The 21,473-nt window shown below is 53.1% G+C and carries 26 protein-coding genes and 2 tRNA genes; 16 read left to right on the top strand and 12 right to left on the bottom strand.

Annotation, left to right across the window (positions count from 1 at the left end):
* Positions 1-23 precede the first annotated feature (23 nt).
* The gene (gene copM, locus V9K92_RS09220) at positions 24-410 is read left to right on the top strand and encodes a CopM family metallochaperone (protein WP_337353826.1); all 387 of its coding nucleotides are present in this window, start codon (positions 24-26) and stop codon (positions 408-410) included.
* 83 nt (positions 411-493) lie between these two features.
* Here the strand turns inward: copM and V9K92_RS09215 are convergent, their stop codons facing one another.
* Positions 494-832 (bottom strand): hypothetical protein, encoded by a 339-nt coding sequence (locus V9K92_RS09215; RefSeq protein ID WP_115051756.1) that lies wholly within the window; start codon positions 830-832, stop codon positions 494-496.
* 499 nt (positions 833-1,331) lie between these two features.
* Between V9K92_RS09215 and V9K92_RS09210 the strand changes: the two genes are divergently transcribed.
* A complete protein-coding gene (locus tag V9K92_RS09210; protein WP_162802409.1) occupies positions 1,332-1,664 on the top strand; it encodes a hypothetical protein in 333 nt (110 codons plus the stop codon).
* 504 nt (positions 1,665-2,168) lie between these two features.
* On the top strand, positions 2,169-2,321 hold the full coding sequence (locus tag V9K92_RS09205) for a hypothetical protein (protein ID WP_162802410.1): 153 nt from the start codon (positions 2,169-2,171) through the stop codon (positions 2,319-2,321).
* An 8-nt stretch (positions 2,322-2,329) separates the two neighbouring features.
* Here V9K92_RS09205 and V9K92_RS09200 read toward each other — a convergent pair whose 3' ends face one another.
* Both V9K92_RS09200 and V9K92_RS09195 read right to left on the bottom strand, forming a co-directional pair.
* Positions 2,330-3,316 (bottom strand): MlaD family protein, encoded by a 987-nt coding sequence (locus tag V9K92_RS09200; protein ID WP_115051758.1) that lies wholly within the window; start codon positions 3,314-3,316, stop codon positions 2,330-2,332.
* A gap of 19 nt (positions 3,317-3,335) precedes the next feature.
* The gene (locus V9K92_RS09195) at positions 3,336-3,602 is read right to left on the bottom strand and encodes a hypothetical protein (protein WP_337353825.1); all 267 of its coding nucleotides are present in this window, start codon (positions 3,600-3,602) and stop codon (positions 3,336-3,338) included.
* Here V9K92_RS09195 and V9K92_RS09190 point away from each other — a divergent pair.
* Positions 3,596-4,228 carry a LysE family translocator gene (locus V9K92_RS09190; RefSeq protein ID WP_337353949.1) on the top strand — a complete coding sequence of 211 codons (633 nt, stop codon included), beginning with the start codon at positions 3,596-3,598 and terminating at the stop codon, positions 4,226-4,228. The two genes, V9K92_RS09195 and V9K92_RS09190, sit on opposite strands and share 7 nt — an antisense overlap.
* 313 nt (positions 4,229-4,541) lie before the next feature.
* Complete coding sequence (locus V9K92_RS09185; protein WP_115051760.1) at positions 4,542-4,784, top strand: hypothetical protein; 243 nt, start codon at positions 4,542-4,544, stop codon at positions 4,782-4,784.
* Positions 4,785-4,813: 29 nt separating this feature from the next.
* Here the strand turns inward: V9K92_RS09185 and V9K92_RS09180 are convergent.
* The 5 genes from V9K92_RS09180 to V9K92_RS09160 all read right to left on the bottom strand — a co-directional run bounded on the left by V9K92_RS09180 (position 4,814) and on the right by V9K92_RS09160 (position 7,418).
* A tRNA-Arg gene (locus tag V9K92_RS09180) sits at positions 4,814-4,890 on the bottom strand.
* 13 nt (positions 4,891-4,903) lie between these two features.
* Entirely contained in the window at positions 4,904-5,209 is a 306-nt protein-coding gene (locus V9K92_RS09175) for an NADH dehydrogenase ubiquinone Fe-S protein 4 (RefSeq protein WP_115051761.1), read from the bottom strand.
* A gap of 75 nt (positions 5,210-5,284) precedes the next feature.
* Positions 5,285-5,361 (bottom strand) — tRNA-Pro (locus V9K92_RS09170).
* A gap of 124 nt (positions 5,362-5,485) precedes the next feature.
* Positions 5,486-6,178 (bottom strand): DnaA regulatory inactivator HdaA, encoded by a 693-nt coding sequence (gene hdaA, locus V9K92_RS09165; protein ID WP_337353824.1) that lies wholly within the window; start codon positions 6,176-6,178, stop codon positions 5,486-5,488.
* A gap of 34 nt (positions 6,179-6,212) precedes the next feature.
* Positions 6,213-7,418: an AI-2E family transporter gene (locus V9K92_RS09160; RefSeq protein WP_440806483.1), complete on the bottom strand. Its 1,206-nt coding sequence runs from the start codon at positions 7,416-7,418 to the stop codon at positions 6,213-6,215.
* A 152-nt stretch (positions 7,419-7,570) separates the two neighbouring features.
* On the opposite strand from V9K92_RS09160, the gene purM reads away from it, so the two are divergent.
* The gene (gene purM / locus V9K92_RS09155; RefSeq protein ID WP_336441903.1) at positions 7,571-8,647 is read left to right on the top strand and encodes a phosphoribosylformylglycinamidine cyclo-ligase; all 1,077 of its coding nucleotides are present in this window, start codon (positions 7,571-7,573) and stop codon (positions 8,645-8,647) included.
* An 11-nt stretch (positions 8,648-8,658) separates the two neighbouring features.
* On the top strand, positions 8,659-9,270 hold the full coding sequence (gene purN / locus V9K92_RS09150; protein WP_337353823.1) for a phosphoribosylglycinamide formyltransferase: 612 nt from the start codon (positions 8,659-8,661) through the stop codon (positions 9,268-9,270).
* A gap of 25 nt (positions 9,271-9,295) precedes the next feature.
* Here the strand turns inward: purN and V9K92_RS09145 are convergent, their stop codons facing one another.
* Positions 9,296-11,404, bottom strand: a complete 2,109-nt coding sequence (locus V9K92_RS09145; protein WP_337353822.1) for a molybdopterin oxidoreductase family protein — start codon at positions 11,402-11,404, stop codon at positions 9,296-9,298.
* A 93-nt stretch (positions 11,405-11,497) separates the two neighbouring features.
* Positions 11,498-12,340, bottom strand: coding sequence for an EamA family transporter (locus tag V9K92_RS09140; RefSeq protein ID WP_337353821.1), 843 nt, complete (start codon positions 12,338-12,340; stop codon positions 11,498-11,500).
* Positions 12,341-12,483: 143 nt separating this feature from the next.
* On the opposite strand from V9K92_RS09140, the gene V9K92_RS09135 reads away from it, so the two are divergent.
* The 4 genes from V9K92_RS09135 to V9K92_RS09120 all read left to right on the top strand — a co-directional run bounded on the left by V9K92_RS09135 (position 12,484) and on the right by V9K92_RS09120 (position 15,363).
* Positions 12,484-13,344 (top strand): 23S rRNA (adenine(2030)-N(6))-methyltransferase RlmJ, encoded by an 861-nt coding sequence (locus V9K92_RS09135; RefSeq protein WP_337353820.1) that lies wholly within the window; start codon positions 12,484-12,486, stop codon positions 13,342-13,344.
* Positions 13,345-13,402: 58 nt separating this feature from the next.
* Positions 13,403-13,849 (top strand): hypothetical protein, encoded by a 447-nt coding sequence (locus V9K92_RS09130; RefSeq protein ID WP_307286481.1) that lies wholly within the window; start codon positions 13,403-13,405, stop codon positions 13,847-13,849.
* A gap of 13 nt (positions 13,850-13,862) precedes the next feature.
* Complete coding sequence (locus V9K92_RS09125) at positions 13,863-14,609, top strand: ribonuclease T2 family protein (RefSeq protein WP_337353819.1); 747 nt, start codon at positions 13,863-13,865, stop codon at positions 14,607-14,609.
* Positions 14,610-14,766: 157 nt separating this feature from the next.
* The gene (locus V9K92_RS09120; RefSeq protein WP_307284076.1) at positions 14,767-15,363 is read left to right on the top strand and encodes a glutathione S-transferase; all 597 of its coding nucleotides are present in this window, start codon (positions 14,767-14,769) and stop codon (positions 15,361-15,363) included.
* A gap of 73 nt (positions 15,364-15,436) precedes the next feature.
* Here V9K92_RS09120 and V9K92_RS09115 read toward each other — a convergent pair whose 3' ends face one another.
* Positions 15,437-16,081, bottom strand: a complete 645-nt coding sequence (locus V9K92_RS09115; protein ID WP_115051769.1) for an outer membrane beta-barrel protein — start codon at positions 16,079-16,081, stop codon at positions 15,437-15,439.
* Positions 16,082-16,555: 474 nt separating this feature from the next.
* On the opposite strand from V9K92_RS09115, the gene V9K92_RS09110 reads away from it, so the two are divergent.
* From V9K92_RS09110 to V9K92_RS09090, 5 genes are all read left to right on the top strand, one after another.
* Positions 16,556-17,338 (top strand): SDR family oxidoreductase, encoded by a 783-nt coding sequence (locus V9K92_RS09110; RefSeq protein ID WP_115051770.1) that lies wholly within the window; start codon positions 16,556-16,558, stop codon positions 17,336-17,338.
* Positions 17,335-19,413, top strand: a complete 2,079-nt coding sequence (gene uvrC / locus V9K92_RS09105; RefSeq protein ID WP_337353818.1) for an excinuclease ABC subunit UvrC — start codon at positions 17,335-17,337, stop codon at positions 19,411-19,413. Before V9K92_RS09110 ends, uvrC begins: the two co-directional genes overlap by 4 nt.
* A gap of 126 nt (positions 19,414-19,539) precedes the next feature.
* Positions 19,540-20,124 carry a CDP-diacylglycerol--glycerol-3-phosphate 3-phosphatidyltransferase gene (gene pgsA, locus V9K92_RS09100; RefSeq protein ID WP_115051772.1) on the top strand — a complete coding sequence of 195 codons (585 nt, stop codon included), beginning with the start codon at positions 19,540-19,542 and terminating at the stop codon, positions 20,122-20,124.
* A gap of 3 nt (positions 20,125-20,127) precedes the next feature.
* Positions 20,128-20,382 (top strand): molybdopterin converting factor subunit 1, encoded by a 255-nt coding sequence (gene moaD / locus V9K92_RS09095; protein ID WP_115051773.1) that lies wholly within the window; start codon positions 20,128-20,130, stop codon positions 20,380-20,382.
* A 1-nt stretch (position 20,383) separates the two neighbouring features.
* Complete coding sequence (locus V9K92_RS09090) at positions 20,384-20,854, top strand: molybdenum cofactor biosynthesis protein MoaE (protein ID WP_337353817.1); 471 nt, start codon at positions 20,384-20,386, stop codon at positions 20,852-20,854.
* Between the two features lie 131 nt (positions 20,855-20,985).
* Here the strand turns inward: V9K92_RS09090 and ndk are convergent, their stop codons facing one another.
* Entirely contained in the window at positions 20,986-21,408 is a 423-nt protein-coding gene (ndk, locus tag V9K92_RS09085) for a nucleoside-diphosphate kinase (protein ID WP_115051775.1), read from the bottom strand.
* Between the last annotated feature and the right edge of the window lie 65 nt (positions 21,409-21,473).

The following is a 21,473-nucleotide window of genomic DNA, read 5'->3' as shown; positions in this document are numbered from 1 at the left end:
TCATTTAGATGAAAGACTGAATCATGACTTTGAAACTCATCCGAAATGCTGCCCTCATCTGCCTCGTCGCTTTTGCCTCGCCTGCTTTGGCGCAGGAGCATAGCGGGCACGAGGCCATGAAACAGGATACCATGAAGGCGCAGAAGGGTGATCAGTCCCCCTCCTCAAAAGCGTTCGTGGAAGCCAATACGAAAATGCACAAGGATATGGCCATCGAGTTCACAGGCAATGCCGATAAGGATTTCGTTCTCGGAATGATTGCCCACCACCAAGGTGCGATCGACATGGCAAAGGTTGAACTCGAATATGGCAAGGACGCCGAAATCCGCAAACTGGCGGAAACGATCATTGCCGCTCAGGAAGGCGAAATCAAAGACATGAAAGCCTGGCTGGAGAAAAATGGCGGCTAATAGCTGATCCTTTCAGCGACATAAGAAAACACCCGCTGGTCTGGATTGACCGGCGGGTGTTTTTACGCAAACTGTCGGTTAGCCTATTGGCGTATTTCATTGCTTGCAGCGCGCTTCTGCAGGCAGAGTTCCCAAAGGCTGTAGGCGGCATCGGCATAAGTCGATGTACCGGCTTTGAATTCGGCTGAACGCAAAGGCAAAAGATCCTCCACGACAGCCAGTGTGCGCGCTGGGAGTATGTCCGTACAGGTTCCCAAACGCCGGAACACAGTGCTGATAGCAACCTGTCTCTCATTGACGTCTATTACGGGTTCGTCCCTGCCGAGTTCCCAGTCTTCCAAGGCGTCAATCGCGTCCTGAAAGGCGTTATGCAAGATGATAGGCGCATGGCCTTCATGAAGTGGGTGCAGCAAACCAGGCATTCCTGTCTCCTCACTTTTGTGTTGCACTGCCGGGGGCTCCCGGAAACAGAATCATACGTGCGACATGCCATGGACCGCAAGCCAAAACTGTTAATCCATACTTATTCAATCGAGTTTTTTAATTAAATCAAACAATAGCACTGGGCTTACTGTTCATTATTAATCTGCACTCTTATTTAATTTTGCCAAAAGCCTAATATTATTGAGTTTTCCTTCTCGACCCGCCAAATAATTCAATCGTTTAGACTGAGTGTGACGATGTTTAAAGAAATGCGGGGGCTTTATACTCTTGAGTTGACGGGTAAGCGATCTGACCCAGCGAAGGATCAACCAGTGGCTTTCCGCTGCGGGATCGATTTATGCACCAAGCGAGATGGTGTTTCCGGCACATACGCAACCATAACTGGTAATTTGATGCAGATTACCCGCGTTTCGCCTTGCCAAAACAAACTCATTGCCCCATTCATGTCCCGCTGCCCACCATCGAGGATATTGGCATATGAGAACGAGGCTCTTTCCAGTAATCATGTTCACCGCCCTGCTTGCAGGTTGCGGGAATATCCAGGGACAGCTTGATAACGAGAAAATTTCGTCGCTGCGCTATGACACGGTTCAATGCCCGGCCCTGATTGCACAGCGCAGCCAGGCCATGGCGGAAGTCAGCCGCCTTACCAATGGCCAAGGCTATCAGGACCCGGACGTGATTGTCGGCCTTGGTCCCGTCCTGCCGGATTATCGTACCGAAAATCAGAAAAAGGCCGGAGCGCTGCAAGGTCAGATTGAGTCGATGAGCCGTTCGATTGATCGCAGAAAGTGCGGAGCGCCAGCCTAAAGCTTCCCAGCCGTGTCTGCCTATACCGCTATCACAGCATGTTGAATGTATCGGCAGGCGCTGATCGATCCCTTATGTCAAAATTTATTGTGCCAATAATTAATTGGGCGTATTCTGCTTGTTCGGGTGGAGAGTACCGGCTTAAACCGGCTAATATTTACTCTTCTTCAGGGAGTGACAAACATGGGAGAAGTGACCCTTCATACGCCCCATAATGCAAGCTGCGCGACCCCACAAATATTGCAGAAGGTTCGCTCGGAAATGCCTACCAAGCCGGCTAGCAGCAATAAGCTGTCGGATATATTGAAACGCGCCAAAGGTGGTTTCACTCACCGGCGTTTCAAGCAGCATTCTAAATAATTATAGGTGCTTGTGGCGCATACGCTTCAAGGAGCATTGTGATATATTATAGAAGCGTGCGCTGTGCGGCTTGGTTTGCGCGGCGCATCTTTCTATTTCGACGTATTTGTTAGCTGTAATACCTACGGATAGGCAGCTGAAGCCATGATGGACGAGGGTGACAAAGAAAAAGACGATTATGCGCCCTACCTGACGCCGGTTTGGGGCTATCTCATTCTTTTTCTTATTATCATCCCCATCGTATTATATCTGGGCCACCAATATGGCGGATACTGGAATTCTTTTAATCAGCCCTAACCTTTCGGTCAGCGCTTTGGTGTATATTCCGGAACGGTATCGTCCTCGCCAAAAAGCAACTTTTGCGGATCGTCCTGGAAGTTTGTAACGCCCCTCTCAATACGTTCAACGGCACGACGGCTTTCAGAAATCACTTTCTGGGCGTTGCGGAGCTTTTCACCGGTCAGAGTGTCAAGATTGCCTGCAATCGCTTGCAGGCGCGCATCCAGTTCCTTTGCCTGTTTCTGATAATCCTCAAGTTTGCCGCGTATTTCGCTAACCATGCTGTCCTTGTCATTGGAAAGCTGTTTATCAACCTTTAGCAAAGTCTCATCGACCTTCGTGGACGCCTTGTTGACGCGCGAAATTACATCGCGCGCATCATGCATTGTTGTTTCCAGCTTTTGCGCTTTGCGGCCGTATTCATCAATGGTTTCAGTGCTGCTGGCCAAATCTTCGGAAAAAGCCTTGGCGCTGCGAACGCTTTCAAGCAATGGGCCCCGCGCCTGTTCTATGTAGCGCTCGGTAACGTCAGTTGCCTTGTCCACACGCTCGATCCAGTCCTGCGCGGTCTGGACAAGCGTTTTCAACGAACTTGGATCGACATCGACGCGTGCAACCGTGTCCTCCTTGGCAGCTTCTTCAAGCAGCTTTGGCTCATAGGACTTGCCTCCGGTTAGCTCGATACGTGCAGCGCCAGCAAGTATTTCGAAAGCCAAGGTTGCCACTGTCGAGCGGGTGATCGGCGTCGTGGAAGCAATTTCAGTCTGAACGATAACCGCATCAGGATTTTCCTGATCAATAAAAAGCCTGCTTACCCCACCAACTTTCAGGCCATTGAAGAAAACCGGGCTTTTGACGGTAAGACCAGTCACAGAGCCTGGAACTCTGATTTCAAGCGTGCTCGTATCGCGCCGCTCGCCATAACGGCCGATCCAGTAAAAGAATCCTGCCGCCAGAAGCGCCACCACGACCGTAAAGACCGCCACGATAAAGTAATTGGCTTTGGTTTCCATGTATTATCTGGCAACTCCGTCATTCATCGGTCAGCATTACCGCTTTAAGCCGCGGCAAATCAATGGCGAAGGACACCGGAGCGCGTTCTTGCTCAAATAGTATCGTTCTGCCGGAGAGCTTGCGCACCCTGTTGAAGACTTCAATTCTCCCGATACCGATAAGTTCCGACATGGCGGCGCTGGTGGTTTTGCGAACAGGAAGCGTTGTGGCTGGCTTAATTTTATGTTGATGGCGGGCAAGAATGAGGTCACCATGTTCTGACGTATGGGGGATAGATGATGACAAGTTTGACGATTTTGGCTTTCGCATTGGTGGCGTTCATAGGCATAGCCACGCCGGGGCCGACAGTATTACTGGCACTGACCAATGGTTCGCGCTACGGCCTTCGAACGGCAAGCGTGGGCATGGTGGGAGCAGTTCTTTCAGACTTCGTGCTCATCGGGGCAGTGGCCCTTGGCTTGGGCGCGCTTTTGGCTGCATCCGAATTCTGGTTTTCCGTGGTCAAATGGATAGGCGTGGGATACCTGAGCTTCCTCGGGATCATGCTTTTGCGGTCCAGAGGAACGCTCGAGGTTACGAATTCGCATAGGGAGGCTGGCGGAGGCCCCTCTTCCCGCTCGGTGCTCCTCAAGAGCTTCTTTGTCGCTATTACCAATCCCAAGGGTTACCTGTTCTTTTCGGCGTTCCTGCCTCAATTCGTTGTGCTTGATCAGCCCCAATTTCCACAATATCTGGCGCTGGCACTGACCTTTGCAATGATCGACGCCATTGTCATGTTTGGCTATGCACTGCTTGGGTCACGCGCGGTCAAGCTGTTGAAGCAATCAGGCGCATTGTGGCTGGACCGGATTTGTGGCGGCGCATTGTTGGCCCTTGCCGGGTCTCTCGCCTTCTATCGACGCGCAAGCTGACGCGAAACGCCGTTTTCATGGTACTTCATAAAGGCGATTCCTGGGGAATGCGCTCTATAGCGCAGCAATGCAAGCGGCAGGACATTGTGAAAATGGGGTCAAATAAACCTCGACATGGAATGCATACAATTTTAAGTATTATGACAACAGCTTTCACCTCGCCTTGATATTCATCAAGGTACCCAGGAGGAAATTGTCATATCGAGGTGGGCGGGGGATCTGCGTTCGCAGGCAGACCGGTGCAATGACATCAATATCCGTGTCATGCGCAGAATCGATTATATTGGATAATGGATTTTCTCGGAGCCGTTATATGGGAATTATGCATAGCGAGTTTGTTGAAAGACTGAGAAAAGCCGTCCGGGAACACGAGGAGCGGATTATCCGTTTGGAAAGCGGCCAAGAAAAAGTATTTCGATCGTCTCGCGACGGGCAAAAAGAAGATATATCTTTACAGACAGCAGATCATTATCGGCGGCTATCGCATCATTTACGAGAAATAATATCGCGGCACGATCAGAAAAACGGCCTTATTGCCGAGCCCAAAGAAACCTGAACATCCATAAATATTGAATTTTGAAGAAGTGGCGATCCCGACTGGATTCGAACCAGTGACCGTCGGCTTAGAAGGCCGGTGCTCTATCCAGCTGAGCTACGGGACCAATCTGTTGTAAATCAATGCGTCCAAGGCTGCATGCGGTCGAATCGGAAGTTCTCCGAATAGGATACAACGCGACGGCGTGTTTCCTTGGGTTCCTGCACCGAATAGGCAATGCCATTCTTTTGGGCGTAAGCTATTGCCTCTTCCTTGGTTTCAAAGGAAAGGCGGATCTGGCTCTTCATATCGCCCGATGAGGTATAACCCATAAGCGGCTCAACCTTACGTGGTTGTTCCGGCTCAAACTCAAGCATCCAGGCCTCGGTTTTGGCCTTGCCGGACTGCATTGCGGTTTTTGCGGGGCGATAAATGCGCGCGGCCATTGAAGAAATCCTTTTGTCTGCAATTCCGATATATTACAGGCTTTGCTTCAGTTCCAGCAGCAATCGTCGTTGAAGTGGTCGGAGCGGAGAGATTCGAACTCCCGACCCTCTGGTCCCAAACCAGATGCGCTACCAGGCTGCGCTACGCTCCGTGTTCTTCAACGGTTGCCTGACTAGAGTTTCCGGAGACGAGAAGCAAGCTATAAATTCAACAAATCCAATAAAAAACTGAACCGTGCCGGAAGGTCGCAGGTTTGACAGCGGTTTTGGCAGCGCTCAGAGGTCGAAAGCCGCCTGCCCTTCGTCCAATGCTGTAACGACCTCCGCCGCCAGAGCGCGGGTTATCTTGGATTTTTTCTCAAGGGCGGCACGGTCGAGTCGCTCCACCACCCGATTCGCGGTCGAGAGCGACCGTTCAATGTGGCTGACCAGGAAACCAATAACATTCGGGTCCACGGCAATCTGGCGATCTGCGAAAAGCTTATAGAGTACGCCGGAGAGCAGCAGATCATCCGGCTCGCCAATCTCGACGGTGGTAGCGGCCTTCAGGCGCGATGCAAGATCCGGCAGGGTTACAGGCCAATTTGCCGGCCAGATGCGCGAGGTCATCAAAAGACTGCTGCCGCTTTGTCGGACATTATTGATCAAATGGAACAAAGCGGACTCATCGATTGGTCCTGTTCCGATATCATCGATCAAAAAAGGCCCTGTTTGACCAGCGGCGGCAGCAATATTGCGCGCATCGATGACCATTGCGTTCGATTCCGCCTTCCAGACAGCTGCAAGATGGGTTTTACCGGAGCCTGTCGGGCCCGCCAGTATGACGACCGGTGAAATCCAGTTTGGCCATCGATCCACAATGTCGACAGCGGCCATGTTGGTGCCGGAAACAATGAGATCGTCGCGGGAGTAGCCAGGCTCGTGACCAAGGTCCAGCGGCAGTTGGCGGGGCTTTGTCGTGTCATTCATGGCGCGAACAAATACAACCTAGCTCGGCGCACTGTCACCTGATTTGTTTTGTCTCGTCGGTTTTGCGGAAATCGCCTGTGTAGAGCGGGGATTGCTGATAACGATTGATGACAAACCGCACCAGCACACCAATAGCGGCGGCAGTTGGCACGGCAATCAGCATGCCTGTGAACCCCATGAGCGAGCCGAAGGCAAAAAGCGCAAACATCAGCCAGACAGGATGCAAACCAACAGACTGACCAACCAGCTTTGGCTGCAGGATATTGCCTTCGATGAACTGGCCGATACCAAATGCGATCGCGACACCGACGATACCACCCCATTCCGGCCAGAACTGCACCAAGGCCACGCAGAGGGCCAATACCAGACCAACCAGCGATCCAACATAGGGTATGAAGCTGATGAGGCCTGCGAAAAGCCCGATGAGCAGGCCGAAATTAAGACCAACAACAGTAAGGCCGACTGCGTAAATCATCCCGAGCAACAGACAGACGGTGCCCTGCCCGCGCACAAAACCGGCAATAGCCTTGTTCATGTCAGTAGCGATGCCGCGCACTGTATAGAGGTGATCGCGGGGCACCAGCTGGTCGATCTTCGAAACCATGCGATCCCAGTCAAGCAGCATATAAAAGGCCACCACAGGCGTCACCACGAAGAGTGCAACAACATCAATGAGCGTCTTGCCCGAACTCCAGATCGATTGCAGCAAGGTAGTGAGGAAGCCAGCACCCTGCTGAAGCAGCGAATCGAGGCTGTTGCGAATAACGGAAGCATCAACGCCTATGAAATCCTTGAGCCACTGCGAATCCCGGCTGGCGATCAGCTCCTGGAGCCGCGAGACATAACTTGGCAGCCGAGCGATGAAATCGCTCATCTGCGATGCCAGGACCGGAACGAGAATGATCAGCAATACCGTGAACGTGACAATGAAGAGGACAAGGATAACAACGGTTGCAAGCAGACGCGACAGACCGAGGCGCTGTAACCTGTCAGCGACGGGATCAAGAAAGTAAGCCAACACCATGCCAGCAACGAACGGCAACAGGATTGAGGAAAATACAAACAGGAACAGCGCAAACACGACCATCGCAGCAGTCCAGAAAACGGCCTGACGACGGAAACTGCTGGTAAGTGAATTTAGCTGCACCTCGACATGGATATCCTTGTCGGGAATCTCCACGGGAACGGGAGGTTTTTTTGTCGTTACAGCCTTGCCCGGAGTCTTGCTCATAACCGCCATTCTCGTTGTTCAGTCTGGAGATAGGCAGTCAGTAGAGGTGCGGTCAAGGCTCTAACTGTCAATAAGTGGCGTTTTATAGCCCCTTGCGGCACTCAGACCTTGCAGCTTGGTCAGAGTCGTGTCATTTCGCGGGCAATAATCTGGAGTTGACCATGAGCACCGAAGAACAGCCCGGCAAGAATGGCCTTACCTATGCGCAGGCCGGTGTCGACATCGATGCAGGCAATTTGCTTGTCGAAAAAATCAAGCCGCTGGTGCGTTCAACACGCCGCCCGGGCGCAGATGGCGAAATCGGCGGCTTTGGCGGTCTTTTCGATCTAAAGGCCGCGGGTTTCAAGGACCCTGTACTGGTTGCAGCCAATGATGGCGTGGGCACGAAGCTCAAGATCGCCATTGATGCGGGTGTTCATGACACTGTGGGGATAGATCTCGTCGCAATGTGCGTCAACGATCTGGTCGTACAGGGAGCCGAACCGCTTTTCTTCCTCGACTATTTTGCCACGGGCAAGCTCGACCCCGATCAGGGTGCAGCGATTGTCGGTGGTATTGCCGAAGGTTGCCTGCAAGCCGGATGCGCGTTGATTGGCGGTGAAACGGCGGAAATGCCGGGCATGTACCGCGATGGCGACTATGATCTTGCAGGCTTTGCTGTTGGCGCGGCCGAGCGCAACCAGCTTTTGCCGACCGGCGATATAGAAGAAGGCGATATTATACTCGGCCTCGCCTCTTCCGGCGTTCACTCCAACGGCTTTTCCCTGGTGCGGCGCATTGTTGAGCTTTCCGGTCTTGGTTGGGATGCAGATGCACCATTCGAAACCGGCAAGACGCTGGGGCAGGCACTGCTGACGCCAACGCGCATCTACGTGAAAGCGCTGCTTGCAGCGATCCGCGAGACCAATGCGATCAAGGCACTGGCGCATATTACCGGTGGCGGTTTTCCAGATAATATCCCACGCGTGCTGCCGAAGAATCTGACGGCGAGCATCGATCTTTCTGCGATTAACGTGCCTGCGGTATTTTCATGGCTGGCAAAGACCGGCGGCGTGGAACGCGATGAGATGCTGCGCACATTCAATTGCGGCATCGGCATGATAGTCGTGGTTTCGCCGGAACATGCCGATACTGTATTGGCCGCATTGAACGCACAAGGCGAAAAGACAGTACGGCTAGGCACAATGATTGCACGCACTGATAGCGGCGTTGTTTATCAGGGCGCATTGGCGTTGTGATCCAGGGCGCTGTGACCAAGAAACGCGTTGCAGTGCTGATTTCCGGGCGTGGCTCTAATATGAGCGCGCTTGTGGAGGCAGCCAAACGTGCCGACTATCCGGCGGAAATCGTTGCGGTCATCGCCAACAAGGCGGATGCTGGCGGCCTGGAAACAGCCCGGGCAGAAGGCATCCCTGCAATTGCCATTCCTCACCGTGACTATGCGTCCAAGAGCGAGCATGAAGCAGCTGTCTGCGCAGCGCTTGTCGAAGCCAAAGCGGATATTGTCTGTCTGGCAGGCTATATGCGGATTATCTCACCCGAATTTGTCGCGCAATGGGAAGGGAAGATGCTCAACATTCACCCTTCTTTGCTGCCACTCTTCAAGGGCCTGCATACGCATGAGCAGGCGCTTGAAGCAGGCGTGCGCGTGCATGGTTGTACGGTGCATTTCGTCACTGCCGGTATGGATGACGGCCCAATCATTGCCCAGACCGCAGTGCCTGTGAAAACCGGCGATACACCGGATATGCTTGCTAAGCGTGTGCTTTCCGTAGAGCACGAGACCTATACCCGCGCGTTGGCGCTGGTTGCACAAGGCAAGGCCGTGATGAAAGATGGGCGGACGGTTTTTAGCGATTAGAAGACCAAAGCTCTGTAGCAGGGCCTTATGTCGCCGCCTTCACCCAAACTTTGTTGTCGTGAAACGCCGCGCCGCCATAGGGTGCTGGTGCATCGGCGCCAGTGAGCACATTGATCCCTTCGCCGCGCTCAAAGGACGAATTGGCGAAGATTCCTTCTGAAATCACCACGCCGCGTTTTGTCAAAGGTTGAACACGCGCGTGAAGAATAACCTCACCGCGATCATTACCAATTTCCACACGGTCGCCCTCATGAATGCCGAGCATTTCCGCATCTTCCGGATGGATCAATAATTCAGGCCTGCGTTCCTTTTGAAGGGATGTCGGCGTTTCGGCAAAAGTCGAGTTGAGAAAATTATGCGCGGGCGACGTCGCCAGACGGAACGGATGTTTCTCGTCGGCCAGCTCAATGGATTGGAAATAATCGGGCCATTGCGGCAGGGTTTGGTAAGGCCCCTGCGGTCCCATGGATTGGGGTGGCCTGTTTGGCGATAGCGTTCCCGTCCAGTCAGGCTTGAAGCGGAATTTCCCATCGGGCCAGCTGAAGCCATTCTGATAATGCGCCGTTTCAAAGTCCGGCTGCACATCGAGCCAGCGCAATTTCTTGAGCATATCAAAGCCCGGCAGATTGCTGGAATGCATCATATTATCGATCAACGTCTTTTCGTCGAGGCCAAAGCCGGGGAGATCGCCAACGCCAAGACGATTAGCCAATTCATTGATAACAAACAGATTTGGGCGCGCTTCACCGGGTCCGTCAATCAGCTTTGGGCCAAGCACAATGTGCTGCTGGCCGCCGCCGCGATAAATATCGTCATGCTCCATGAACATCGTTGCTGGCAACACGACATCTGCCAGCTTGGCGGTGTCGGTCATGAATTGCTCATGCACAGCCATGAAAAAATCATCGCGCATCATGCCTTGACGTACCAGACGCTGCTCCGGGGCGACATTGGCCGGATTGGTATTTTGGACAAGCATCGCCATGACGGGCGGACCACCATAAAGCGCGCTCGGATCGCCGGTCAGCGCAGCGCCAATACGGCTTTGATCAATATGGCGGATGGAAGGGTCGGCAAAGGCGCGGCCTTCAATCTCCCGCTTGTCCATGCTGTAAATGCCGCCATTCGAATAAAATGCGCCGCCGCCTTCATATTTCCACGCGCCAGTGACGGCTGGAATTGACAAGGCGGCATGCATATTGACCGAGCCATTGCGTTGCCGGGTGAAGCCAAAGCCTAGCCGGAAGAAGGTCTTCTTGGTCGTTCCAACAAGTCTGGCGAATTCTTCAATTTCAGCGATTGCAAGCCCTGTGATGGCTGCCGCCCATTCAGGTCCGCGACTTTGCAAATGCCGCTCCAGACCTTTTGGATCATCTGTATAAGCGTTTAGATAGTCCCAATCCGCCATGCCATCGCGGAACAGAATGTGCATGACCGCGCATGCCAAGGCACCATCTGTGCCGGGTTTCAGCACAAGACCAAGATCAGCCTGCCGAACTGTTGCAGTTTCATAAATATCGATGGCAACGATCTTCGCACCGCGATCCTTGCGGGCACGGACGGCATGGGTCATGACATTGACCTGCGTTGCCGCAGCGTTCGTACCCCATATAACCACGCAATCGGATTTCGCCATCTCGCGCGGATCGACACCGGCTAGCTTCCCCGTTCCGGCATAAAATCCAGTCGTCGCGAGATTGGTGCAAATACTGTCGAATGTGTTGGTGTATTTCTTGGCGTGGCGAAGCCGGTGTACACTGTCGCGTTGAACCAGCCCCATTGTTCCAGCATAAATATAGGGCCAGATGCTTTCCGAGCCGTATTCGGTTTCAGCTTTGAGGAAGCGCTCCGCAATCAGATCAAGCGCTGCTTCCCAACTTGCCTCTTTCCAGATGCCCTCACCTTTTGCACCGCTGCGAACCAGCGGCTTCAACAGGCGATCCGGATGATGAATGCGCTCGGCATAACGTGCAACCTTGGCGCAGATCACGCCAGCCGTATAGCTGTTGTCCTTTGCACCGCGCACACGTCCAATCATGCCTGAATCGAGTATCTCGATGTCAAGAGCGCAGGTTGACGGGCAATCATGAGGGCATGCGGAATGCCCTGTACGAAGAAGGACTGGTTTGTTCATAGCACTAGGCATAGCGCAAAAATTCAACGACAGAAATGCAGCTTTTTGTCTTGGTGACAAACTTGCAATCACGGTGCGCGGATTTGGTGTAAATCAGGCAATCCGCATTACGGCGGCACCCGCAGCGATGAACGCCACTGCAGCGAGACGCTTGGGGCCGACACGTTCTTTCAGGATGAATGCGGAAATGGCGACAGCGAAGAGAATCGAGGTTTCCCGCAATGCCGCCACCGCAGCAACCGGGGCCATGGTCATTGCCCAAAGAGCGAGGCCATAAGAACCGAGTGTACCGACACCGCCGATTGTTGCCAGGCGGGTACGTTTGACAAAATGCGGCCAGAGCTCGCCGCGCCGCATGATAAGCGTCCAAACCAGAAGTGGAACAGCATTCAACACGAATACCCACATTGTATAGGCGGCGGGCGCACCGGAATGGCGTACGCCCAAGCCATCAATCAACGTATAGGACGCAATGACGACTGCGTTGACCAAGGCGAGAATAGTTGTGGCGCGATTTGCCCCTACGCGACGGCGCGACTCCAATGCGAGCGCAAGAACACCGGCGCAAATCAGGGCTATTCCTATCCATTTTTGCAAGGAAAGAACTTCCCCAACCAAAGGTCCGCTGGCAAGTGCAACGATCAAGGGAGCGGTGCCACGCATGATAGGATAGGCCTGGCTCATATCACCGCTGCGATAGGCAGCGGCAACCAGCGCAAGATAAATAACCTGTGCAACGCCTGACGCCGCCAAAAATGGCCAGCTTTCCGGTGCGGGGGCAGGCAAAAACGGCAGGCAGACAGCTGCTATCAATCCTGCCGAGGTGACAACCACGACTGTATTGAGAAATTTGTCGCCCTCGGATTTGACGACAGCATTCCAGCTTGCATGCATGAGCGCTGCAAAAAGCACAACGAGGACTACGGTTCCGGACATTTATATATTTACCTGCCGTATGCCGCATGATGGAGCACACGTTTCTGCTCTATGACAGAAATGCATACAGCAGCAAGTTGGATAATCTGATCTTTAACATCAACCATCTTGCGAGAGTGCGAACATCATGAAACAAGCGGCGCATGAACTATCGTCACGCCTATCATGCCGGCAATTTCGCCGATGTGGTCAAACACATCATCCTGACGCGGATTGTCCTTTATCTGCAACGCAAGGAACAGGCGTTTCGTGTGATGGACACCCATGCGGGCATTGGCCGATATGATTTGAAGGGCACGGAAGCTGGCAAGACCGGCGAATGGGTAAACGGTGTCGGGCGGCTTATGGGAGCCAAGCTCAATCCACAGGTAGCCGAATTACTGGCGCCCTATCTTGATATTATCCGCGCCGAGAATGTCGATGGCCAGATGCGTCATTATCCCGGCAGTCCGCTTATTGTACGGCATTTGCTGCGCAAACAGGACAGGCTTTCAGCACTGGAGCTGCACCCTCAGGATGCAAAACTGCTGGCAGAGGTTTTTGAAGGCGATTTTCAAACCCGTGTCACCGAGCTTGATGGCTGGCTGGCGCTTGGAGCCCATCTTCCGCCCAAGGAAAAGCGAGGATTGGTGCTGATCGACCCTCCCTTCGAGGTTGGCGGCGAATTCGACCGCCTGGTTGAGGGTCTGGCGCGGGCGCATAAGCGCTTTTCGGGCGGCACATTTGCATTGTGGTATCCTGTAAAAGATATCCAGCAGCTGCGACGCTTTACGGACATGCTGGCGGATACTGGTATTCCCAAGATATTGCGAACCGAGCTGATGATTCGAGTGCAGTCAGCAGAACCGCGACTCGATGGAACGGGGATGATCATCGTCAATCCGCCCTTTACACTGGAAGCCGAGTTGCAAACCATCCTTCCGGCGTTGTCAAAAATCCTCAGTGATGAACCGAATGCAGGGTTCAGGGTCGATTGGATAAGGGGTGAGCAAGTTGACGCTTGACCTGACGCTATCCCTGGTTGAAATTGCACACATAAAATATGTCCCGGAGAATATATCCATGTCACGCTTCTCGTCATTGATTGCTGCAAGCTTCGCCGTTGGTGTTGCCCTGTCATCTGCCGCCCCTGCCATGGCCGCAGATTACGTCGAAGGCCCGGCTCAAAGCTATGACGAGACCTGCGGACAGGCCCGCGTGCTTAACCGCATCGTCAACAAATTTTCTTATCAGGTAAGGCATGTTCCAAACCTGCCGCAGGTTGGTATCGACAATTTTACCGATGTGCAGCAGACACGCCACGAACCCAGTGCTGATCCTGAAATGGATGCGGTTGAACGGCATTATTGCCGCGCTACGGCTCATCTTTCCGACGGAAGCCAGCAGCCTGTCTGGTATCTCGTGGAGCACGGTCAAGGGTTTGTCGGTGTTGGAGACAATGTCGAATTCTGTCTTGCCGGTTTTGATCGCTGGCATGTTTATAGCGGAAGCTGCCGCACACTGCGCTGATTGAATTCAGCTGATGCCAGCTGGAAAGATTGCCCGCTATCTTCTGTTTGCGGCGCTGATCGGCATCAGTATTCTGACCTATTTGCGAGAACAGGAGGTTCCGGCACCTCGCCCTACAACGCAGGATAGGGAGAATGTGCCAGCCAGCCAGCCGCCCGAACAGCCTTCGGGCGAGAAATTGGCGACGGGAAGCGGATTTGATTTTTATGTTCTCGCGCTCTCCTGGTCTCCAAGCTATTGCGCGGCAGAAGGCGACCGCGCTAATGGGCAGCAATGCGCCTCCGGCAGACCTTATGGTTTTGTGGTTCACGGACTTTGGCCGCAATATGAACAGGGGTTTCCGCAGGATTGCGATACCTCGCAACCTCGCAATGTACCTTTTGCCCAAGCCAAGCAGCTCTCCGATATAATGCCTTCGACAGGCCTCGTCACTTATCAGTGGCGCAAGCACGGCTCTTGCAGCGGTCTGACGCAACGCGATTATTTTGCAACGATGCGTCAGGCAATGCAGCGGGTTTCCATTCCCTCCGCATATCGCCAACCAAGCCAGCGCAGTCCGATTAACCCGCTAGTGCTTGAACAGGCTTTCACAGCCGCCAATCCGGGTATGCAGAAAGATGGCATAGCAGTGACCTGCGATCGTGATTATTTGCGGGAGGTGCGCATCTGCCTGACAAGGGATCTGAATTTCCGTTCCTGCCCGCAGGTCGATAGGTCCTCGTGCCGTAGACGCGCTGTTGATATGCCGGGAGCGTTTTAGCTTGCACTAATGTTCTTGCATGGTTCGCCCTTCGACAAGGTATGTTTTGAAAAGAAAACACGCTTGCCGTCTTGCAACTCACTTTATCAATGCGCGCTTTTCATAATCCCACACGAAGTTTACCGTTTCACATCGAGTCGCAAAATCGGAGTTCATCGTGACTAAAGTTCTTTATTCACCCGCATCGCCCTATAGTACCAAGGTGCGTATGGCGGCGCATTATGCGGATATTCCGCTTGAAGCCGTTCTCGTTGACAGCAATGCGCAGCCGCCGGAATTGGTCAATGCCAATCCGCTTGGTAAAATTCCAACCCTGATCCTCGACGATGGCAAGGCGATTTTCGATAGCCGCGTCATTACGCAATATCTCAATCGCCTTTCTGGCAACAAGCTCTTTCCGCGCAACGCGGAAAAACGCCTTGAGGCAGAGCAGCTTGAGTCTATCGCCGATGGACTTTGTGATGTTTTGCTGGCGCATGTTTATGAGCGCCGTTTCCGCCCAGAAGAAAAAATCTACGAGCCGTGGCTGGATCGCCAATGGGTCAAGGCAGTGCGTGTGCTTGATGTTTTGAACGCGGCACCTCCCCGTCTTGGCAAGAAACTGCATGGCGGCCATATCGCGTTGGCGGCAGCCCTCGCCTATGCAAGCTTGCGGTTCGAAGGAAAATGGGAAAAGGGGCGCTCTAAACTGACACGCTGGCAAAAGCGATTCGAGGAATTGCATCCCGAACTGGCGGCATTGTTGCCGAAGTAATTTTGCGGAAGGCCTGAAACGAAAAAAGCCGGACAGTCTCCTGTCCGGCTTTTTTCGTTAAATCACCCTGGTATTAGAACTTGTAGCCAACACCCAGACGAATTTCATTCGTTGTGATCTTGTTCGATACATCGTCGATACCACCGAGATCGTAGTTCTTCTTGCCGAAATCGGTGTAACGATATTCAGCACGGCCAACGATATTTTCGGTGATTTTGGCTTCTGCACCAACACCGGCTGTCCAGCCGATATGTGTCTTGGAATCGCTGCCATCAGGACCGCTAAGCTTGCCTTCAGTCATGGCAACACCGCCTGTACCGTAAAGCAGGACCGGATCAAGAGCGACACCGGCGCGGGCACGTACTGAACCCTCTACGCCCTGCTTGGCTCTATAACCAAAACTGCGTTCCTTGGCACCGGAGTAACCAACGTCGCCTTCAACACCGTAAACAAACTGGCCATTCTGAAGGTTGTAACCGCCGTAAACGCCGCCCTTCATGCCATCGGCATCAAGCTTGCCTTCGGATGTCTTGTTCTTGTTCCAGCCATAGCCGCCATAAGCACCGACGTAAGCACCATCCCAGCCGCCAACTGGCTGTTCAAACGGTGCAGCCTCAGGAGCTGGCGCCTGTTCGACGATAGCATCAGCAGCGAGAACCGGGGCGGAGAGCGTAAGCACAGCCGCCGAAGCGAGGATCATTGTTTTAAGAGTGCGCATCGCAATCTCCTTTTTAAACTCTATTTACACGCAGCGGGCCTTTGGTCGGGGGGGAAACCAAAATTACGTCCGCTTGACGAGAATGACATTCGCTCTTCAATGTGGCGGGACTCGTGCCGGACTGTGAAAAGAAACTGTCAGGAAAATGGCCGAAATGCGATGTGGTTTTTCAGCAACAATTAGAATTTCCCTGCAAATTCAATCATTTATAAATAAGCTTACAAAATAGAAATCGCACACTATTTGAATCAAATTTCATTCAAAGTCATACAATATTGCCGGTCAATATAGTATACTTAACACTTGCTTAAGATTTACATTGGACTTGGCGATAATGATGATTTTCTGTCTCTATCAGAGTTTTCCGTGTTTGATTTCCAATCCGCGTTAAAGTTCGACTAGAACTGTTCATTGCTGACGTTAGCCCCTCGCGCTTTATCGGGCTCATGCCTATATTTAGCGTTGAATCACCCCATGAAGGAGAAAACTGTGACGCTTGATCGACCGATTGCCCTTGTAACTGGTGGTGCCAAGCGCATCGGCAAGGCAATTGTTGAAGATTTGGCCGGTCACGGGTTTGCTGTTGCAATTCACAGCAACCATTCGCGCGCTGAGGGTGAGGCCCTACTTGCCGCAATCGAGAGCAAAGGCGGCAAGGGTTGCGTTGTTGAAGCTGACCTAACTGATAGCGACGCAACTAGGCGGCTTGTTTCCCAGGTGCAGCACGAGCTTGGGCCAGTACAGCTTCTGGTCAACAACGCTTCGGTTTTTCAGGAAGACGCAATTGGCAATCTCGCCGATGATGTTGTTTGGAACAACCACTTTGCGGTGCATGTGAAGGCGCCGGTGCTGCTTGCGGACGCCGTTGCCTCGTTGCTGCCCGATGGACAGGATGGGCTGATTGTTAATATTATTGACCAGCGCGTCTGGAAACTGACCCCAAAATTCCTGTCATATACTTTGTCGAAGAGCGCCCTGTGGACTGCTACCCAAACGCTTGCGCAGGCATTGGCTCCCCGTCTTCGCGTCAATGCGATTGGACCTGGACCGACCATGCCGAGCGACCGACAGGACCAGCATGATTTCAATCAACAAGTCAGCAGCCTCCTTTTGGAGCGAGGCCCGGACCTTTCAGAATTTGGCCGTACAATTCGTTATCTTTGGGAGACACGCTCCATTACGGGGCAAATGATCGCCCTTGATGGCGGACAGCATCTGGCCTGGAAAACCGCCGATGCGACGGGAATCGCAGAATGATCGAACCAGCAAAACAAGCGACTAACCTCGAACGGGACGACCCCGATTTCGACATGGCGGAAAACACTGACGAAATGGCCAGAGTGGCCAATGAACCGGTGCGGAACGTTGCAGCGCTGATTAGCGCTATCGAATGGGATTCAGCAATTGTCAGCGACGGCAATAGTGGCGCCGATGTCATTGCCGAACTTGTCAAACGCCTGCCCAACAAACCTGGCGTCTATCGCATGTTCAATGAAGCAGGCGACGTGCTTTATGTTGGCAAAGCACACAGTCTGAAAAAACGCGTTTCAAACTATGCACGTGGACAGGGCCACAATAATCGCATTGCGCGCATGATCCGCGAAACCATGAAAATGGAGTTCGTGGTTACCCGTACCGAGACGGAAGCCCTGCTGCTGGAAGCGAATCTTATCAAGCGCTTGCGTCCGCGCTTTAACGTGCTGATGCGCGATGACAAGTCGTTTCCCTATATTTTGCTGACAGCGCCAAAACCGGGAGAGCGGCGCATTGCCCCCGGCATTTTCAAGCATCGCGGTGCGCGGTCGAGCAAGGGAGACTATTTCGGCCCATTCGCTTCTGCCGGTGCAGTGGGCAGAACAATCACCGCGCTACAGCGTGCCTTTCTGCTGCGCACTTGCACGGATTCATTTTATGAGAACCGCACGCGCCCCTGCCTGCTCTACCAGATCAAGCGTTGCTCTGGCCCTTGTACCGGCGAAATTGACGAGCGCGATTATGATGAGCTCGTTGCCGAGACGAAGGCGTTTCTTTCGGGCAAGAGTCAGGCGGTGAAGACGCATCTTTCAAATGCGATGCGGGATGCCTCTGCCGATCTCGATTTCGAACGGGCAGCAATCTATCGGGACAGGCTTTCGGCCCTATCCCATGTGCAATCCCATTCAGGCATCAATCCGCAAGGTGTCGAGGAAGCAGATGTCTTTGCGATCTACCAGGATGGCGGCGTCACCTGCATTCAAGTGTTCTTTTTCCGCACCGGGCAAAACTGGGGTAATCGCGCTTATTACCCCAAGGCGGATTCATCCTTGTCTGGTGCCGAAGTTCTGGGGGCATTCCTGTCGCAGTTCTATGATGACAAGCCCTGCCCTTCAATGATCCTGCTTTCCGAAGTAGTGGAGGATCAGGAATTACTGGGAGTTGCGCTGACAGCCAAATCCGAACGCAAGGTCACGATCCTTGTTCCACAACGCGGCGAAAAGAAAGATCTGGTCGAGCATGCCTTGAGCAATGCGCGAGAAGCTCTAGGGCGGCAATTGGCAGAAACATCGTCGCAATCGCGCTTGCTCAAAGGTGTAGCGGAGACATTTGGTCTGGAAAAGACGCCGCGCCGCATCGAGGTCTATGATAACTCCCACATTATGGGCACCAACGCGATAGGCGCCATGATTGTTGCCGGACCCGAGGGTTTCGTCAAAAACCAGTACCGGAAATTCAATATCCGCTCGACAGATATTACGCCCGGCGATGATTTCGGCATGATGCGTGAAGTGATTGAGCGCCGCTTCAGCCGATTGGTCAAAGAACATGGCACGCCCGAAAACAAGGATATGCCGGCACAAGACGTCGAAATCGATGAATTCGATGATGATTCAGATGCCTTCCCGGCTTGGCCCGATATTATTCTCATCGACGGCGGGCAAGGTCAGATGAGCGCGGTGCGCGGTATCCTCAACGAAATGGGTCTTACCGACAAGGTCACTGCCATTGGTGTGGCGAAGGGCGTGGACCGCGATGCAGGCCGCGAGCGCTTCTTCATGGAAGGCAAACCAGCCTTTACCCTGCCCCCGCGCGATCCGGTACTATATTTCCTCCAGCGGCTGCGTGACGAGGCCCACCGATTCGCGATTGGCACGCACAGAGCGAAGCGAAAAAAAGAGATGATAAAGAACCCGCTCGACGAAATTGCAGGCATCGGACCATCACGCAAACGCGCGCTGCTGCATCAATTTGGCACTGCCAAGGCCGTTTCCCGGGCTGCTGTCGAAGATTTGATGAAGGTCGACGGTATATCTGAAGCGATGGCTATTACAATTCGCGATCATTTCCGTACATAGGAAGGAAACTGGTCGGAGCGAACTTTGCTCTGCTATCAGACATAATTGCGCCTGACTTGGCCATGATGAGCTTGACGTAAGGTGCTTAAGTCCCTTTGATCGGTAATGATTTGAATGGTTGGAAATATGCCCAAGAACAACGCCTACTCACTACCGAATATCCTGACCTATGCCCGTATTATTGCTGTGCCGCTGGTTGTCCTGTGCTTTTTCATTGAAGGAAGCCTGCAATCAAGCGATACAGCCCGTTGGGCCGCGCTTGCCATATTCATCATTGCCAGCGTTACCGATTTTTTTGACGGCTATCTGGCGCGCATCTGGAAGCAAACATCAACAATAGGCCGCATGCTTGATCCTATCGCTGATAAGTTGCTCGTCTCCGCTTGCCTGCTTCTTTTGGCAGCAGATCAAACTATCGCCGGTTGGACACTCTGGGCCGCGATTATTATTCTTTGCCGCGAAATTCTGGTCTCTGGCCTGCGTGAATATCTGGCAGAGCTTAAAGTCAGCGTGCCTGTGAGCCGTCTGGCAAAATGGAAAACCACGATTCAGATGGTCGCGGTGGCTTTTCTCCTTGCGGGCCCGGCTGGCGACAAGATCGTGCCAATCATCACAATTCTTGGTATCGTGCTCTTGTGGAGTGCCGCACTGATAACTCTCTATACCGGCTGGGATTATTTCCGCGCTGGCCTGAAACATGTGGTGGATTGATCAATGACCAAACTCGTCTATTTCGCATGGGTGCGTGAGCGGATCGGAAAAGGCGAGGAAGTGATTGAGCTTGACCCGGCAATTGTCACAGTCAGCGATTTACTGGCTCATTTGAAAACCCGCGGCGAAGAATATGCCGCGGCTCTCGAATATGAGAATGTGATCCGCGTTGCCATCAATCAGGAACATGTGGAACACGACGCTTTTGTAAAAGGAGCAACCGAAATCGCTCTGTTCCCGCCGATGACCGGGGGATGATATGGACGCGGTGCAGCCACGGATCATAGTTCAGCGTGACGATTTCGATATCGCCGCTGAGATGAGCCAGATTTCCGGACAGAACCGGAATATAGGCGCTGTGGTAACATTCAGCGGTCTTTGCCGCGACGAAGCTGGAACGCTGGCGGCGCTTGAGATTGAACATTATCCCGGCATGGCGGAAGCAGAAATGGCCCGCGTTGCAGCCGAAGTGCTGGACCGCTGGACACTTACCGGCCTCACAATCATTCATCGTTTCGGGTTGATCAAACCCGGAGAGAACATTGTTCTTGTCATGGCGGCATCAATCCATCGCGAGGCGGCATTCAATGCCGCTTCATTCCTGATGGATTATCTGAAGAACACAGCCCCGTTTTGGAAAAAAGAACATTTGAATACGGGCGAAGAACGCGGCTGGGTCGAAGCCAAGACCAAGGATCAGGACGCATTCAAACGTTGGCACAGCCTGTGAACCGGCTCGCAACAGGTTCGCTGATTGTTGGGTTTATCGCAGTGTTGGTGCTGGTTATCCTGTCAATCGTGGCATAAGGCCAATAAAAAAGCCGGGCGAACCCGGCTTTTTTATTCATCAGCTTTTAAGAATCAGCCGACGATTTCTGTACCGGAAAACCAGTAAGCAATCTCTTCTGCAGCTGTCTCAGGTGCATCGGAACCATGAACCGAGTTTTCACCGATCGAAAGGGCGAAAGTCTTGCGGATTGTGCCTTCGTCAGCATTGGCTGGATTGGTGGCGCCCATGACTTCGCGGTTGCGCAGGATGGCGTTTTCGCCTTCAAGAACCTGAACGATGGTTGGAGCGGAAGACATGAATTCTACCAGTTCGCCAAAGAAAGGGCGATCCTTGTGCACTGCGTAGAAGCCTTCAGCTTCGCGGCGGCTCATCCAGACGCGCTTGGAAGCGATAACACGAAGACCGGCTTCCTCAAGCTTGGCGGTGATGGCGCCAGTGAGGTTGCGGCGTGTCGCGTCGGGCTTGATCATCGAGAAAGTGCGTTCAATTGCCATGGAAATGAAACCTTGTCATTTTGGGGAGATTGGATGGCGGGTCTATAGCGGCAGGCAGTGCGTTT

It is taken from the genome of Phyllobacterium sp. CCNWLW109 (genome assembly GCF_037203905.1).
Classification (GTDB): domain Bacteria; phylum Pseudomonadota; class Alphaproteobacteria; order Rhizobiales; family Rhizobiaceae; genus Phyllobacterium; species Phyllobacterium ifriqiyense.
This window is presented reverse-complemented; position numbering and strand designations above follow the sequence as displayed.